This window comes from Streptomyces sp. NPDC087859 (assembly GCF_044742595.1).
Classification (GTDB): domain Bacteria; phylum Actinomycetota; class Actinomycetes; order Streptomycetales; family Streptomycetaceae; genus Streptomyces; species Streptomyces canus_F.
In genome coordinates this window covers 408,885-423,706 of the sequence record NZ_JBIUUU010000008.1, presented here as the reverse complement: position 1 = coordinate 423,706, position 14,822 = coordinate 408,885, and the positions used below count along the sequence as shown (strand labels likewise).

13 protein-coding genes are annotated in these 14,822 nt (G+C 71.3%); 5 read left to right on the top strand and 8 right to left on the bottom strand.

The window, feature by feature from the left end:
* Genes ACIOHP_RS22095 through ACIOHP_RS22085 form a run of 3 tightly spaced genes read right to left on the bottom strand, consistent with a single transcriptional unit; the run spans position 1 to position 3,665 of the window.
* The gene (locus ACIOHP_RS22095) at positions 1-1,026 is read right to left on the bottom strand and encodes an ABC transporter permease (RefSeq protein ID WP_361557428.1); all 1,026 of its coding nucleotides are present in this window, start codon (positions 1,024-1,026) and stop codon (positions 1-3) included.
* The gene (locus tag ACIOHP_RS22090; RefSeq protein WP_401889894.1) at positions 1,014-2,750 is read right to left on the bottom strand and encodes an ABC transporter substrate-binding protein; all 1,737 of its coding nucleotides are present in this window, start codon (positions 2,748-2,750) and stop codon (positions 1,014-1,016) included. The genes ACIOHP_RS22095 and ACIOHP_RS22090 overlap by 13 nt, the downstream gene beginning before the upstream one ends.
* A gap of 18 nt (positions 2,751-2,768) precedes the next feature.
* Positions 2,769-3,665: a proline iminopeptidase-family hydrolase gene (locus ACIOHP_RS22085; protein ID WP_401889892.1), complete on the bottom strand. Its 897-nt coding sequence runs from the start codon at positions 3,663-3,665 to the stop codon at positions 2,769-2,771.
* Between the two features lie 232 nt (positions 3,666-3,897).
* Here ACIOHP_RS22085 and ACIOHP_RS22080 point away from each other — a divergent pair, with 232 nt between their 5' ends.
* A complete protein-coding gene (locus ACIOHP_RS22080; RefSeq protein WP_361557437.1) occupies positions 3,898-4,665 on the top strand; it encodes an FCD domain-containing protein in 768 nt (255 codons plus the stop codon).
* On the opposite strand, the gene ACIOHP_RS22075 is transcribed toward ACIOHP_RS22080, so the two are convergent.
* Together ACIOHP_RS22075 and ACIOHP_RS22070 are read right to left on the bottom strand one after the other, a co-directional pair.
* Positions 4,607-5,146: a DUF2269 domain-containing protein gene (locus ACIOHP_RS22075; RefSeq protein ID WP_361557440.1), complete on the bottom strand. Its 540-nt coding sequence runs from the start codon at positions 5,144-5,146 to the stop codon at positions 4,607-4,609. The genes ACIOHP_RS22080 and ACIOHP_RS22075 overlap by 59 nt on opposite strands.
* A gap of 81 nt (positions 5,147-5,227) precedes the next feature.
* On the bottom strand, positions 5,228-5,545 hold the full coding sequence (locus ACIOHP_RS22070) for a hypothetical protein (RefSeq protein WP_401889889.1): 318 nt from the start codon (positions 5,543-5,545) through the stop codon (positions 5,228-5,230).
* A gap of 361 nt (positions 5,546-5,906) precedes the next feature.
* On the opposite strand from ACIOHP_RS22070, the gene ACIOHP_RS22065 reads away from it, so the two are divergent.
* Positions 5,907-7,988: a SpoIIE family protein phosphatase gene (locus ACIOHP_RS22065; protein ID WP_401890072.1), complete on the top strand. Its 2,082-nt coding sequence runs from the start codon at positions 5,907-5,909 to the stop codon at positions 7,986-7,988.
* A gap of 25 nt (positions 7,989-8,013) precedes the next feature.
* On the opposite strand, the gene ACIOHP_RS22060 is transcribed toward ACIOHP_RS22065, so the two are convergent.
* Positions 8,014-8,331, bottom strand: coding sequence for a hypothetical protein (locus ACIOHP_RS22060; protein ID WP_401889887.1), 318 nt, complete (start codon positions 8,329-8,331; stop codon positions 8,014-8,016).
* Positions 8,332-8,511: 180 nt separating this feature from the next.
* On the opposite strand from ACIOHP_RS22060, the gene ACIOHP_RS22055 reads away from it, so the two are divergent.
* The gene (locus ACIOHP_RS22055) at positions 8,512-9,462 is read left to right on the top strand and encodes a zinc metalloprotease (RefSeq protein WP_401889884.1); all 951 of its coding nucleotides are present in this window, start codon (positions 8,512-8,514) and stop codon (positions 9,460-9,462) included.
* 3 nt (positions 9,463-9,465) lie between these two features.
* Here ACIOHP_RS22055 and ACIOHP_RS22050 read toward each other — a convergent pair whose 3' ends face one another.
* Positions 9,466-10,392 carry a LysR family transcriptional regulator gene (locus ACIOHP_RS22050; protein ID WP_401889882.1) on the bottom strand — a complete coding sequence of 309 codons (927 nt, stop codon included), beginning with the start codon at positions 10,390-10,392 and terminating at the stop codon, positions 9,466-9,468.
* Positions 10,393-10,442: 50 nt separating this feature from the next.
* On the opposite strand from ACIOHP_RS22050, the gene ACIOHP_RS22045 reads away from it, so the two are divergent.
* Positions 10,443-11,138 carry a type 1 glutamine amidotransferase domain-containing protein gene (locus ACIOHP_RS22045; RefSeq protein ID WP_361557458.1) on the top strand — a complete coding sequence of 232 codons (696 nt, stop codon included), beginning with the start codon at positions 10,443-10,445 and terminating at the stop codon, positions 11,136-11,138.
* Between the two features lie 193 nt (positions 11,139-11,331).
* Here the strand turns inward: ACIOHP_RS22045 and ACIOHP_RS22040 are convergent, their stop codons facing one another.
* Positions 11,332-13,614, bottom strand: a complete 2,283-nt coding sequence (locus ACIOHP_RS22040) for a heavy metal translocating P-type ATPase (RefSeq protein WP_401889879.1) — start codon at positions 13,612-13,614, stop codon at positions 11,332-11,334.
* Between the two features lie 178 nt (positions 13,615-13,792).
* Between ACIOHP_RS22040 and ACIOHP_RS22035 the strand changes: the two genes are divergently transcribed.
* Entirely contained in the window at positions 13,793-14,731 is a 939-nt protein-coding gene (locus ACIOHP_RS22035; protein ID WP_401889876.1) for a hypothetical protein, read from the top strand.
* Positions 14,732-14,822 lie beyond the last annotated feature (91 nt).

The following is a 14,822-nucleotide window of genomic DNA, read 5'->3' as shown; positions in this document are numbered from 1 at the left end:
TCACACCCCTCCGCGCAGCCGGGCACCCGGGTCGAGGGCGTCGCGCACCCCGTCGCCCAGGACGTTGAGGGCAGCCGTGGTGAGGGCGATGAGCAGGCCCGGGGCGATGGTGACGGTCGGCCGGGTGTAGAGGAGGCCGAGTCCGTCCTGGATGATCGTGCCCCAGCTGGCGTCGGGCGGCTGCACCCCGACGGACAGGAAGGACAGGGCCGACTCGGTGAGCATGGCCAGCGCGGCCATCAGCGGGACGAAGACGATGGCGGTGGGTACGACGTTCGGCAGCACCTCGCGGCGCAGGATGCGCAGGGTGGGGGCGCCGGAGCCGACGGCCGCGTGGATGAACTCCTTGTTGCGCAGCACCAGCACCTGGCCGCGCATGGGGCGGGCGACGTAGGGCACATAGATCGCCGAGATGATCGTCACAGGCAGCCAGAGGCTTCCCGCTTCGACCGTGATCGGGCCCAGTTTCAGTCCGTCGGTCAGCAGGACCACCGACAGGCAGATGGCCAGCAGATATACCGGGAACGCCCAGATCACGTCCAGGATCCGGGAGATGACCGAGTCCACGACACCGCCCGCGTACCCGGCGACGACTCCGACGGCCGTCCCCAGCACGCAGGTGAGCAGAGCCGCGGTGACGCCGATGAACAGGCTGGTCCGGCCGCCGTAGAGCAGCCGGGCCATGACGTCGCGGCCCTGGTTGTCGGCGCCGAGGAAGTAGTGGGCGGGGTCCCAGGTCGGGCCGATCGGGGTGACGCCGAGGCCGAGACCGGTGCTGCTCGGGGTGAGCACCGGCACGGTCCTGCCGTCGACGACCGTGGTGCCGGAGACATGGGACTGGAAGGGGTCGGTGTGGGCGATGTGGTCCGCGTAGAGCGGGGCGCACAGGCTCGCCAGCACCACGAACAGCAGGACCGCGGCGGCGGCCAGCGCCGGCCTGTTGCGCAGCAGGTCGCCGGCGGCTGTCCGCCAGGGACCCGGCGAGCGCCGGGTCCCGAGCGACGGGGGCGGGATCACTTGACCCACAGCTGCCCCACCAGCATGTAGAACTGCTTGCTGAACTGGTAGTTGCCGACCCGCGTCGACGTGAAGTCGACGATCTTCGGGTTGATCAGCGGCACCACCGGGGACTCGGCCATGATCGCCTGGTCGATCGCGCCCCACTGCTTGTTCGCGCCCTGCGGATCGGTCTGGGCCGTCTTCAGCGCCGTCTGCATCCTGGCGTCGACGCCCTTGTCGCAGAAACCGGAGATGTTGATGCTGGAGTCGCTGCCCGGGTGGTAACTGGCGCAGGACAGCAGCACGTTCAGGAAGTCCGAGGCCGCCGGATAGTCCTGGTACCAGGACGTCAGAGCCAACTGCACCTTGTTCTTGGTGTTCTGGATGTAGGTGAACTGGATGTTCGCCGACAGCGGTTTGAGCGTCGCCTTGTACCCGAGCTGGGTGAGCAGACTCTGGAGATACTGCCCGATCGATTTGTTGACGTCGTCGTCCTGGACGACGATGCCGACCTCCTGACCGGCCGTACCGGACTTCTTCACCAGTTCCTTGGCCTTGGCCAGGTCCGCGGCCTTCCAGGTGGTGCCGCCGCCCTTGGTGTAGTCGCAGGAGTCGACGTGTCCGGGGAAGCCCGGTGGCAGGATCGTGCACGCGGGAGAGGCGAGGTTGGTGCCGCCGTACAGCCGCACCACGGCCGCCCGGTCCACCGCGTAGTTGATCGCCTGACGGGCCAACTTGTTGTCGAACGGTGCCATGTTGACGTTGAGCGTCGCGTACCAGAACGCGGTCAGCGGGTTCACATGGGCCTGGGAGGCGTACTTGGTGCCGATCTCGTTGAGCCGGTCGGCGGGCGGTGGGTCGTACATCCAGTCCGCCTGGCCGTTCTGGACGGCGGTGACCTCGGACTCCACGGTCTGACCGAAGGCGTAGTCGATGACGTCCGGGTAGCCCTGTGGCTCGGCCTCCCGCGACCACTCCTTGAAGTGCGGGTTGCGCACCAGCTTCAGCGCCCGGTTCGGGTCGTACGAGGCGGCCATGTAGGGACCGGTCGTCGGCAGCGGCTTGGTGCCGGAGTCCTTGGTGGGCGAGTCCTTCGGTACGACGACGGCGTGTGGGACGGCCAGTTTGTACGGGAACTCGGTGTCCGCCGCGGTGAGGTTGATGGTGACCGTGTTGGTCTTCGCGTCCCCGACGACGCCCTTGTCCAGCGTGCAGGAGGCGGGCTTCTTCAGACAGGCGTCGGCTCCGACGATGCCGTTGTAGAAGGTGCCGGCGGTGGGGCTGGAGACCTTGAAGATGCGCTGGAAGGAGGCCACCACGTCGTCCGTGGTCACCGCCTTGCCGGTGGAGAAGGAGATGCCCTTGCGGAGGGTGAAGGTGTAGGTCTTGCCACCGTTGGTCACCTTCGGCAGCGACGTGGCCAGGTCGGGGACGACAGTGAAGGACTGCTGCCCGCCGACCTTCTTGAACGCGAGCAGCCCGTCGTACATGGATTGGTACAACTGCCAGTACTGGAGCGTGTAGTTGACCTGCGGGTCGAAGGTGCCCGCGGCCGCGTGGGCGACGAGCTTCAGGGTGCCGCCCTGGTGCTGAGGCTGGAAGGCGGTGGTGCCGGAGCCGGAGGAGGAGGCGCTCGGGTCCGAGGAGGAGCCCGAGTCGGAGGAGGAACAGGCGGCGGCGGTGAGGGCGAGCGCGACGGCGGCGGCGGTCAGCGCACCTCGTCTGGCGCGACGGGTCAGGGGCACGGACATGGCGGACAACTCCCGGGATCAGTCGGTGGAGTCGAGGAACTCGCCGACGACCCGGAGGTAGAGCTCCTCCTCCTCGACGTGCGGCATATGGCTGGAGTGCTCGAACAGGTGCCAGCGCACGTCGGGAATGTGGTCGGCGAAGGGCTTGACGGTCTCCGGGGTCGCCTCGTCGTACCGTCCGGACACCAGCAGGGTCGGTGCCTCGATCAGCGGGAGCCGGTCGATGACGGACCAGTCCTTGAGGGTTCCGACGACATGGAACTCGTTCGGCCCGTTCATCGTGTGGTAGACGGTCGGGTCGGCGGCGATGTTGTCCCACGTGGCCTGTACTTCGGGCGGGTTGGGAGACAGTCGGCACACATGACGGTCGTTGAAGACCTGCTCGGCCGCCCGGTAGTCGGGGTGGTCCGTGGTCCCGGCGGCCTCGTGGGCGAGCAGGGTCTGCTGGACCTCGGCCGGAAGCCCGGCGCGCAGTTCGGCGGCTCCCTGGAGCCACAGCTCCATGGACGCGGGGGAGTTGGCGATCACCAGGCCGCGCAGCCCCGGCGGCCGCCGTACGGCGTGTTCGGCGGCGAGCATGCCGCCCCACGACTGACCGAGGACGTGGTAGCCGTCGGCGATGCCCAACTCCTGGAGGAGATGGTCGAGTTCGTCGAGGAAGAGCTGGACGGTCCAGAAGTCGGCGCCCTTGTCGGGCAGGTGGGTGGAGCGTCCGGTGCCGAGTTGGTCGTAGTGCACCACGGGGCGGCCCTGCTGGGCGATGTTCGCGATGCTGAGCGTGTAGTCGTGACCGGCGCCGGGTCCGCCGTGCAGGACCACCAGGGGTGTCCTGCCCGGTTCGCCCGTGATCCGGTACCAGGTGGACCCGCCGTTGAAGTCGACGGTGCCGGTGTGGTTCGGTTCGGGGATCGCCACGATGAGGCCTCCCAGGCCGGCCGGAAAGCATCGGCCGGTGTCTGAAAATCGTTGGGTGTGACGGGGATGGATGAGATAGTGGAGGCGTAAAAGGTCAGCGCACAAGACCTTTTAGTGGCGCCTGGGGAAGACGTAACGACGCATTCACGTGGACCGCGCGCGTTAACAGAAGCGGCGATCCGGAGGAGGACAACTGACATCCGCACCTGAGCCGGGGGACGAGTTCTCCCGGGTGCTCGACCGGGTCCTGCTCGGCGGCAACGCGTCGTCGGCCCTGCGCCCGGTGCGCGTGACCTCGGCGGTCGACGAGGTCTCCGACCGGCTGCTCACCGCGATCGCCGTCGGCGACTTCCTGCCGGGCGAACGGCTGCCCGCCGAGCGCGAACTCACCACACTGCTGCACGTCAGCCGGCCCACCGTGCGCGAGGCCGTCGCCCGCCTCCAGGCCCTCGGCGTCATCGAGATCCGCCGGGGCCGCAACGGGGGAGCCTTCGTCCGCGACAGCTGGAGCGAGTCCTCCGGCGCCGCGGTCCGCCGCACGCTGCTGCCCCGCTGGGAGGAGTTCGAGCAACTCTTCGACCTGCGCGGGCTGGTGGAGGGGATGGTGGCCGCGACGGCAGCGCGGCGCCGACGGCCGGAAGACCTGGAGCCGATGCGGGAGGCGCTGGCCGCGCACCTGGCGGCCGACACCCCCCGCGAGGAACAGGCCGCCGACAGCGCGTTCCATCAGGCCGTCTGCGCGGCCACCCGCAATCCGCAGATCGCCCTGCTCAGCCGTGACCTGCTCACCCGGATCAGCCTCGGCTTCCCGATCGAACCCTGGGGCAGGGGCGAGCGCTCCCACCACCACCGGGCCGGCCAGGGGCACACGGCCCTGTACGAGGCCATCGCGGCGGGGGAGCCCGAGCGGGCGGCGGAGACCGCCCGCGAGCACTTCATGATCAGCGCCGAGATGATTCGAGACGTGCTGGCGCGGGTGCGGGCCGGGGAGTCGCCCTGAGCCTGCGGCCCCGTCGGGTGAGGCCCCAGGGCTTGAGGATCGAGATCACCGTCATGAAGACGTAGGCGGACAGGGACACGATCGGCCCGAACAGCACGTCGCCGGCGTCGGGCAGCGGTCCGCCCGCGGCGACGGCCGCGACCGCGGAGTTCACCCCGGGGCGCAGCGCGAAGACCGTCGCGGTGGTCGTGGCGAGGGTCAGCCAGAACTTCGTCCAGACCCAGCGATGCCGCGCCAGACCCCACTGGGTGCCCAGCGAGAGCAGCAGGCCGCTGAGGAGCGTGAGGAACGCCAGCGGGAGCAGCAGCCAGTCCGCGAACAGCTTCATGGTCCGGACGGAGGCTTCGACGGTCACCGCCGACCCGGTGGTGGCCGCGGTGATCCCCAGCGCCAGCAGCCCGAGCGTGAGCCCGAGCCAGCCGGCGGAGGCGGTGACATGGACGACGAGGGAGGCCCGGCGGGCGGGACGTATCAGTTTCACCCGGGCCACGGTGCCGGGCCGGGGCTCCCGAGGCGTCTGACGGCGGGAGTAACCGCGCGTACTTGCCTCGGAGTACGGTGCTCAGCCCTTCGGCAGAAACGCGCTCAGGGCGCTGATGAGCGCGTCGAGGGGCGGCTGCTCGGCGGAGCGGTCCGTACGGACGGTGCGGCCCTCGAAGCGGACCTCGTACTGGAACATGTCCGCGGCACTCATGTTCATCGTGAAGTCCGATACGTCGTCCAGCGCCGGATCGCCGAGGAGCAGGCGCAGCTCCCTGAACTCGGCGGCGGTCGTCCGTCGCACCACCGAGCCCTCGCGGTCGTCCCTGGCGTGCACCGTGCCGTCGCCCCGCAGGACCACCGACCGGCCGACCCCGGCGAAGCCGCCGCTGATGTTCATGGACACCAGTGTCTGCCCCGGACTCCTGACGGGCACCGGTGTCGGCGACAGGCTCGCGCTCGCGCCCGGACCGGCAGTCGGACTCGCACTCGGGGACGCGGAGGCCGGCTCGGGTGACGAGGCGGGCGTGGACGGGGCACTCACCTCGGTCTCCGTCGCCTCGGCCGCCGTACTCCCGCTGCCCTCGAAAGCGCAGCCCGCCAGCGCCGGCACGCAGACCACCACCACAGCCGCCGAAACCCTGCCGAACACGGTGCCCCCACCTGTCGATCACCACAGCTGCAGAGTCCCTATCACGGAATCCCGCACTCCGACCCGGAAGCGGCCCCCACGCGACGGCGAGCGGCGTACCGTCGTAAGAGTGGACGTCACCGCGGACCGTCTCGTGTCCCGGGCCGCGCACGCCCTGAGCCGGGCGGCGGACGGGCTGATCCGTGATGTCGAGGAGTGTCTGCGCGACGAGGTCCCCGAGCTGTGGGACGACCCCGACGTCATGGCCTCGGCGAACATCGCCCACCATGTCGTCGCCGTACTGGACGGCCTGGAGCACGCCGTCGAGCCGAGCGGCATCGAACCGCCGGCCGCGGAGATCGAACGGGCCCGCCGGTTCGCCCGGCACGGCATCCCCGTCAGCACGCTGCTGCGGGCCTTCCGCCTCGGCCAGGGCGTCGTCCTGGACCGGCTGCTCCAGGAGCTGCCGCGGCTCACCGACGACGCCGAACTGCTCAGCGCCGCGACCCGCGAGCTGCTGGCGACCGGGACCGGCTATGTGGACCGCACGTCCGAGTACGGCGTCCTGGCCTACCAGGAGGAGCGGGAACACCGGCTGCGGGCACGCCTCTCCCTGGTCAACGAGGCGGGCCTGCGCATCGGGACCACGCTGGACATCACCCGCACCACCCAGGAACTGGCCGACCTCGCCGTCGAGCACTTCGCCGACCGCGTGACCGTGGACCTGCTCGACTCCGTCCTGCACGGACACGACGTCCCGACGACGGGCCCGCCCGTCCTGCGCCGGATCGCCCAGCGACCGCACGCGCGGGAACCGCGGCTCCACACCTGCCCGGACGGATCGCCACCGGCCCGGGCCCTGGCCACCGGAGAGCCCTACCGGGACCGTTCGACCCTGGTCGTGCCGCTGCGCGCCCGCGGCACGACCCTCGGCGTCGCCCAGTTCGTCCGTCACCGCATCGCCGACCCCTACGACGACGAGGACCTGCTGCTCGCCCAGGAGATCGCCGCGCGGGCCGCGGTCGCCGTCGACAACGCCCGCCGCTACACCCACGCCCGCGCCACCGCCCTCACCCTCCAGCACAGCCTGCTCCAGCAGCACATGCCGCAGCAGTCCGCCGTAGAGGTCGCCTGCCGCTATCTGCCCGCCGGCGACCGGCTCGGCGTGGGCGGCGACTGGTACGACGTCATCCCGCTCTCCGGCGCCCGGGTCGCCCTGGTGGTGGGCGACGTCGTCGGCCACGGCATCCACGCCGCCGCCACCATGGGCCGGCTGCGCACCGCCGTACGCACCCTCGCCGACTTCGACCTGCCACCCGACGAACTCCTCACCCACCTCGACGACATCGTCCTGCGCCTGTCCGCCGAGGCTGCCGGAGACCCGGACGGCGAGCTCGCCGGCGACATCGGCGCGACCTGCCTCTACGCCGTCTACGACCCCGTCTCCCGCCGCTGCACCCTGGCCCGCGCGGGTCATGTGCTGCCGGTCCTGGTGACCCGCGACGGCACCGTCGACCTCCTCGACCTGCCGCCGGGCCCGCCGCTGGGTCTGGGCGGCCTGCCCTTCGAGGCGGCGGAGGTCGACCTGGCCGAGGGCAGCCTCCTCGCCCTCTACACCGATGGACTGATCGAGGCCCGCGACCACGACGTCGAGACGGGCCTCGCCCTGCTGCGCGGCGCCCTCGCCGAGGCCGGCCCGTCCCTGGAGGCCGCCTGCGACTCCGTCCTGGAGGCCCTGCTGCCGACCCGCCCGGACGACGACGTCGCCCTTCTCCTCGCCCGCACCCACGCCCTGGGCGTCCGTCAGGTCGCCACCTGGGATCTGGAGGCCGACCCCGCCGCCGTCGGCCGGGCCCGGGCCGCCGTCGCCCGGCAACTGAGGATCTGGGGGCTGGAGGAGCTCGACTTCAGCACCGAACTGGTCGTCAGTGAACTGGTCACCAACGCCATCCGCCACGGCCGGCCCCCTATCCAGCTGCGCCTCATCCACGACCGGGGCCTGCTGTGCGAGGTCTCCGACGCCGGCGGCACCACCCCGCACCTGCGCCGGGCCCGCACCTTCGACGAGGGCGGCCGCGGACTGTTCCTGGTCGCCCAGCTCGCCGAGCACTGGGGCACCCGCCACGCCTCCCATGGCAAGACGGTCTGGGCCGAGCTCAACGAGTCCGACGAGGCGCTCCAGACGTTGTTGAAGGTCACCGTGCCAGAGTGAACGCCCGCCCGCCCCGCGGCCGTGATCAGTCGAGGGCCCGCACCTTGAGCACCTGATCGTCGACGTACAGAACCTCCAACTGGCGGTCCGCGCCAGGGACGCTGAGCGCGAGCCGATGCCCCTCCGCGTCCGCCGTCGCCCAGCGGCCGGTGCGCCGTCCGGGTGCGTCGGCGCGGCCGAGGGGGTGGTCGGTGAAGGTGCCGTCCGCGGCGAACTCCAGCCCCCGGCGGCCGCGTGCGGGCGGCAGCGGATAGCCCGCGGGGCGGTACACCGAGACGCCGGGGGAGTCCTCCTCGTACGCGTGCACCCATGTTCCGATCAGTTCCGGCGGCGGACCGCTCATGGCCGGGCACCTCCTGATCTGTGGCAGGTTGAACCGATACGGAAGCGAACGCCGTACTTACGGCGGAATTTGCGATTCTGCTTACCGTGTCCGTTCCGTCGCCCTACGGTAAACCTCAACGGGCCCGCTCCACCCTCCCCTCCGCGCCGATGCGGTGCGGCCATCTCCAGGCGGTGCGACGTGCCCGAGAACGAGACCGACGAGACCACCCCCACCCCCGCACACCGTGTCTGCGGCACGATGCCGGTGCACCGGCGGCTGCTGACCGAGGACCCCTCGTACGCCGTGGCGCGGGACGAGGTGGAGAACCGGGCCTTCGCCTTCGAGCAGGGTCTGGAGACGCCGGCCCGCGTCGGTGTGACGGTGATCCCCGTCGTGGTGCACGTCGTCCACCGCACCTCCGAGCAGGACATCGGCGACGACCAGATCGCCAGCCAGATCGACGTCCTGAACCAGGACTACCGGATGCTCAACCCGGACGTGTCGAAGGTGCCCGCGGTCTGGCAGCCCCTCGCCGCCGACTGCCGTATCGAGTTCCGGCTCGCCTCCCAGGACCCCGAGGGCCTGCCCACCAACGGCATCACCCGCACCCGGATCGGGACGGACACCTTCGGGATGGACGACGCGATCAAGTTCACGGCGAGCGGCGGACGGGACGCCTGGCCCGCCGACCGGTACCTCAACTTCTGGGTGGCCCCGCGCCTCGAGGACCCCACCGTCGGCGAGATTCTCGGCTACGCCCAGTTCCCGGGCGGCCCGGCCGCCACCGACGGCGTCGTCATCGCCCACCCCTTCGTCGGTACGACCGGTACGGCGAGGGCCCCGTTCGACCTCGGTCGCACGGCGACCCACGAGGTGGGCCACTGGCTCAACCTGTTCCACATCTGGGGCGACGACGGACAGGGCTGCAGCGGCAGCGACTTCGTCGCGGACACCCCCAACGCGGGCGGCCCCAACTTCGGCACACCCACGTTCCCCCATGTGACGTGCAACAACGCGCCCGACGGGGACATGTTCGTGAACTACATGGACTACACCGACGACGCCGGGATGTTCATGTTCACGCAGGGGCAGGTGGCCCGTATGGACGCCACTCTGGAGGGCCCGCGCTCGTCGTTCCTCAAGCTCTAGCCGTCAGTTCCGGGCGGCTCTCAGCAGGTGATCGCGGACCAGGGCCACGTGAGGATTGCCCGAGGCGCCCGGGCGCTGCACGAGGAAGCCGGTGTTGATGGGCGGGTCGTCCGGATCGTGGAGCAGGACGAGCGCGCCCGAGGCCAGTTCGGCCGCGCACAGATAGCGGGGGAGCACCGAGAACCCCGCCCCGCCCATGACCGCCGCCTTCACCGCGTTGAGGTCGGGCATCGTGACCGCGGGGTCACGCGCCAGGCGCTTGCCGAAGACATGCCGCCAGTAGCGGCGCACGATGGGGAGGTCCTCGGCGTACGCGACCAGGGGGACGCCGTGCAGCGCGGCCGCCCCTTCCGCCGCGATCCTGGCCGGAGAGCCGATCCGCTCCGCTCGCTCGGGGGCGGCTACCAGCACGAACTCCTCGTCGTTGAGGGCCACCGAGGTCAGCGTGCGCCCGCGCGGCCGGAAGGTGGCGATCACCAGGTCGTGGCGGCCCGCGCGCAGATCGTCCAGGAGCGGCTCGGTCAGACCCGGGGTCACGCGCAGCCGTACGCCCGACTCCACCAGCGGCGCGATGCCGGGCAGGACGGAGACGGTGAGGAACTCGGCCGGGCCGGCGAGGTGCACGGGCTCGGCCGGGGCGTCGTCCGCTCCCGTGGCCGTGGCGAGCGAGTCCAGGGGCTCGGTGATCCGGGCGGCGAGCTCGTCCGCGTAAGGCCTGGGCGCGACACCGCGGGCCATCCGCTCGAACAGCTCGCGGCCCAGTTGCCGCTCCAGGGCGCGGATCTGGGTGGTGACCGTGGGCTGGGACAGTCCGAGGAGCCGGGCGGCGGCGGTGAAGGAGCCGGTGCGGTACACGGTCAGGAACGTGCGGAGCAGATTCAGGTCCAGCGGTGCCGCGATCGAGTGGTGATTGGATTCCCTATCTCTCACATACGTGAGCCTATTGGATTCTTATGGGTGGATCGACTTACCGTCGGAGCATGGCAAAGATCCTCTTCGTAATCACCGGCGCCGACCACTGGACGCTGGCCGACGGCACGCAGCACCCCACCGGCTTCTGGGGCGAGGAGGCCGTGGCCCCCTACGAGGCCTTCAAGGCCGCCGGTCACGAGATCACCGTGGCCACCCCCGGCGGCGTCGTCCCCACCGTCGACAAGGGCAGCCTGGCCGCCGAGGTCAACGGCGGCCAGGAGAACGCCGACCGGATCGCGGGCGTCATCGCCGCGGCGACCGAGCTCCAGAACCCGATCCGCCTCGAGGACGTGCACCTGGACGACTACGCCGCCGTGTTCTACCCCGGCGGCCACGGCCCCATGGAGGACCTCGCGGTCAATACCGACTCCGGTGAACTGCTCACCAGCGCCCTGGAGTCCGGCAAGCCCCTCGGCGTCGTCTGCCACGCCCCGGCCGCGCTGCTCGCCGCGGTCAAGCCCGACGGAGGCAACTCCTTCGCCGGGTACCGGATCGCCGCCTTCACCAACGCCGAGGAGACCCAGGCCGGCTTCGCCGACAAGGCCAAGTGGCTCCTCCAGGACCGGCTGACCGAGGCCGGCGTCCAGGTCCAGGTGGGCGAGCCGTGGGTGCCGAACGTCGTGGTCGACCGCAACCTGGTCACCGGCCAGAACCCGGCGTCCTCGGCCCCGCTGGCCGTGGAGCTCCTGAAGAAGCTGGGCTGACTTCACCGGGGTGGGGGGGGCCCCCCCGGGGGGGGGGCCCCCCCCCCCCCCGGGGGGGGGGGGGCCCCCCCCCCCCCCCCCGGCCCCCCCCCCCCCCCCCCCCCCCCCGCGCCCGGGGGGGGGGTGTCGCCCTTTTCGTGGGGGGGGTGGGGGGGGGGGGGCCCCCCCCCCGGGGGGGGCCCCCCCACCCCGCTCACTCGGCTGCTGTGAACGACCGCAGCCGCAGCGAGTTCCCCACCACGAACACCGACGAGAACGCCATCGCCGCTCCGGCCAGCATCGGGTTCAGCAGGCCCGCCGCGGCCAGCGGCAGCGCTGCCACGTTGTAGGCGAACGCCCAGAACAGGTTGGACCGGATCGTGCCGAGGGTCCGGCGGGCGAGCCGGATCGCGTCCGCCGCCGCGCGCAGGTCGCCGCGGACCAGGGTCAGGTCACCGGCCTCGATCGCCGCGTCCGTGCCCGTGCCCATGGCCAGCCCCAGGTCCGCCTGGGCGAGCGCGGCCGCGTCGTTGACGCCGTCACCGACCATCGCGACCGAACGGCCCTCGCCCTGAAGCCGCTTGACGACATCGACCTTGTCCTGCGGCAGTACCTCGGCGATCACGTCCTGCGGTGCGATACCGACCTCGCGGGCGACGGCCCGCGCCACCGCCTCGTTGTCACCGGTCAGCAGGATCGGGGTCAGACCGAGCGCCCGCAGCCGCGTGATCGCCTCCGCGCTGGTCTCCTTCACCGCGTCGGCCACCTCGAGGACCGCCCGCGCCTCGCCGTCCCAGGCGACCGCGACGACCGTACGACCGGACGCCTCGGCCTCCGCCTTCAACCGGGCCAGCTCCACGGGCAGTTCCATCGCCCTCCCCCACTCTCGGCTGCGCTCGAGCGGGGGGACCCCCATGCCCAACAGCCGTTCCCGGCCGACGAGTACCGCGTGGCCCTCGACGATGCCCTGCACCCCGAGCCCCGGCACGTTCGCGAAGTCCTCGGGTGTGGGCAGCGCACCCAGCTTCTCCAGCGCCCCGTCGGCCACCGCCCGGGCGATCGGATGCTCCGAGGCGTGCTCCAACGCGCCCGCCAGCCGCAGCACGTCGGCCTCCCCCGTACCGTCCGCGGTGTGCACGGCCAGCAGCGTCATCCGGCCCGTGGTGACCGTGCCCGTCTTGTCGAGGACGACGGTGTCGACCTTGCGCGTGGACTCCAGGACCTCCGGACCCTTGATGAGAATCCCGAGCTGCGCGCCGCGCCCCGTACCCACCAGCAGCGCGGTCGGCGTCGCCAGCCCCAGGGCGCACGGGCACGCGATGATCAGCACGGCGACCGCGGCGGTGAACGCGGCTGTCAGACCGGCCCCGTTGCCGAGCCAGAAGCCGAGGGTGCCCAGCGCGAGGGCGATCACGACGGGCACGAACACGGCGGAGATCCGGTCCGCCAGCCGCTGGGCCGCGGCCTTCCCGTTCTGCGCGTCCTCCACCAGCTTCGCCATCCGCGCCAGCTGCGTGTCCGCGCCGACCCGGGTCGCCGCGACGACAAGCCGTCCGCCGACGTTGACCGTGGCCCCGGCGACCGCGTCACCCTGGGCGACCTCCACCGGCACGGACTCGCCGGTCAGCATCGACGCGTCCACCGCCGACGAGCCCTCGATGACGGTCCCGTCGGTCGCGATCTTCTCGCCCGGGCGGACGACGAAGTGGGTGGCGACCTTCAACTCGCTCACCGCAACAGTGTGTTCACTGCCGTCGGCCCGTAGCACGGTGACGTCCTTCGCGCCCAGCTCCAGCAGTGCCCGCAGCGCCGCGCCCGCCTTCCGCTTGGACCGCGCCTCGAAGTACCGCCCGGCCAGGATGAAGGCGGTGACCCCCGCGGCGGCCTCCAGGTAGATGTTCCCGGCACCGTCACCGCGAGCGATCGTCAGCTCGAAGGGGTGCGTCATGCCCGGCGTCCCCGCGGTCCCGAGGAACAGCGCCCACAGCGACCAGCCGAACGCGGCCAGCGTGCCGACGGAGATCAGCGTGTCCATCGTCGCCGCGCCGTGCCGCGCGTTGGTGAACGCCGCCTTGTGGAAGGGCCATGCGGCGTACGTCACCACGGGCGCGGCGAGGGTCAGCGAGAGCCACTGCCAGTACTCGAACTGCAGGGTCGGGATCATGGCCATCGCGACGACGGGGACGGCGAGGAGCGCCGCGGTGACCAACCGCTCGCGCAACGAACGGAGTTCATGGTCCACCGGTTCGTCCGAGGGTTCCTCCGGTACGGGTTCCTGCGCGGTGTACCCGGTCTTCTCGACGGTCGCGATCAGGTCCCGCACGCTGACCTCGCCGCCGTAGCTGACCTTGGCCTTCTCGGTGGCGTAGTTGACGGTCGCGGTGACCCCGGCCATGCGGTTCAGCTTCTTCTCGATGCGCGCGGCGCACGAGGCGCAGGTCATGCCGCCGATGGCGAGTTCTACCTCGGCAGGGGCTCCGGTCGCGGTGGTGGTCATCGCTACTCCTTGTGGAATACGGGGCAGGGGTATCTGCGGCACGTATTCCTGTATACCCATGGGGGGTATCAAAGGCAAGTGGTGCGAAGGGGTTGACTTCATACCCCCTAGGGGTATTGTCAGCTGCATCGAGGCCTCGTATCCCAGGCAGGAGGCCGTGTTTCTCCAGGAGCTGGCCATGCACGCAGGACTCAAGATCTCCGCGTTCGCCGCAGCACTGGCCGCGACGTTCGGCACCGCGTACGGAGTGGGCAAGGGCATCGACCCGTTCGTCACGGAGAGTGCGCCCGTGCGTCACGAAAGTCACGAAGAGTCGCCGGACGGCGGCGGCGCCGCGGATGCCGGAGGCGCCGGCCACGCGCCCGGGGGCCTGCAGATCTCCGAAGGCGGCTACACCCTCGACCTGCAGACCCCGAGTGTCGCCGCAGGGCAGCGAGCCGAGCTGCGGTTCGCCGTGCGCGACGCGAGCGGCCGTGCCGTCACCGCGTACCGGCGTGAGCACGAGAAGGAACTCCACCTCATCGTCGCCTCACGCGACCTGGTCACCTACCGCCATCTGCACCCCACCCGCGCCGCCGACGGCACCTGGAGCATCCCCGTCGAACTGCCCCGCGCCGGCGGCTACCGCGTCTTCGCCGACTTCACCCCGGCGAAGAAGGGCGCCGAGAACCTCACTCTCGGCGCGGACCTGGCGGCCTCGGGCTCCTACGCGCCACAGCGGCTTCCCGCGCCGGACGCCACAGCCGAGACGGACGGCTACGAGGTCGAGCTGAGCGGCGGCCTGCGCCCGGGCGGCGAGAGCGAGGTCAAGCTGACGGTCTCCCGTGACGGCAGGCCCGTCACCGACCTCCAGCCCTACCTCGGCGCCTACGGCCACCTCGTCGCCCTGCGCTCCGGCGACCTCGCCTACCTCCATGTCCACCCCAACGGTGAACCGGGCGACGGGAAGACCGCGTCGGGCCCGGGCATCTCCTTCACCGCCACGGCGCCGAGCGAGGGCTCGTACCGCCTGTTCCTGGACTTCAAGCACGAAGGTCAGGTGCACACGGCGGCGTTCACGGTCAGGACCGGAGCGCAGGCAGGTACGCATACCGACGAGGGCGGCCACGGCCACTGACCCGGATCCGAGCAACGCTCCACGCTCGAGCGACACCTTCGGCGAGGAGCGCGACCTGAACCTCTGGCGGCGCCTGCCGCCGTGACCGTGC

Bases quoted from the DNA above. Each gene is read 5' to 3' on its own strand.
- ACIOHP_RS22060 (WP_401889887.1), bottom strand. From the start codon at position 8,331: ATGAGCGGTCCGCCGCCGGAACTGATCGGAACATGGGTGCACGCGTAC.
- ACIOHP_RS22035 (WP_401889876.1), top strand. From the start codon at position 13,793: ATGCACGCAGGACTCAAGATCTCCGCGTTCGCCGCAGCACTGGCCGCG.
- ACIOHP_RS22070 (WP_401889889.1), bottom strand. From the start codon at position 5,545: ATGAACATCAGCGGCGGCTTCGCCGGGGTCGGCCGGTCGGTGGTCCTG.
- ACIOHP_RS22090 (WP_401889894.1), bottom strand. From the start codon at position 2,750: ATGTCCGTGCCCCTGACCCGTCGCGCCAGACGAGGTGCGCTGACCGCC.
- ACIOHP_RS22045 (WP_361557458.1), top strand. From the start codon at position 10,443: ATGGCAAAGATCCTCTTCGTAATCACCGGCGCCGACCACTGGACGCTG.
- ACIOHP_RS22040 (WP_401889879.1), bottom strand. From the start codon at position 13,614: ATGACCACCACCGCGACCGGAGCCCCTGCCGAGGTAGAACTCGCCATC.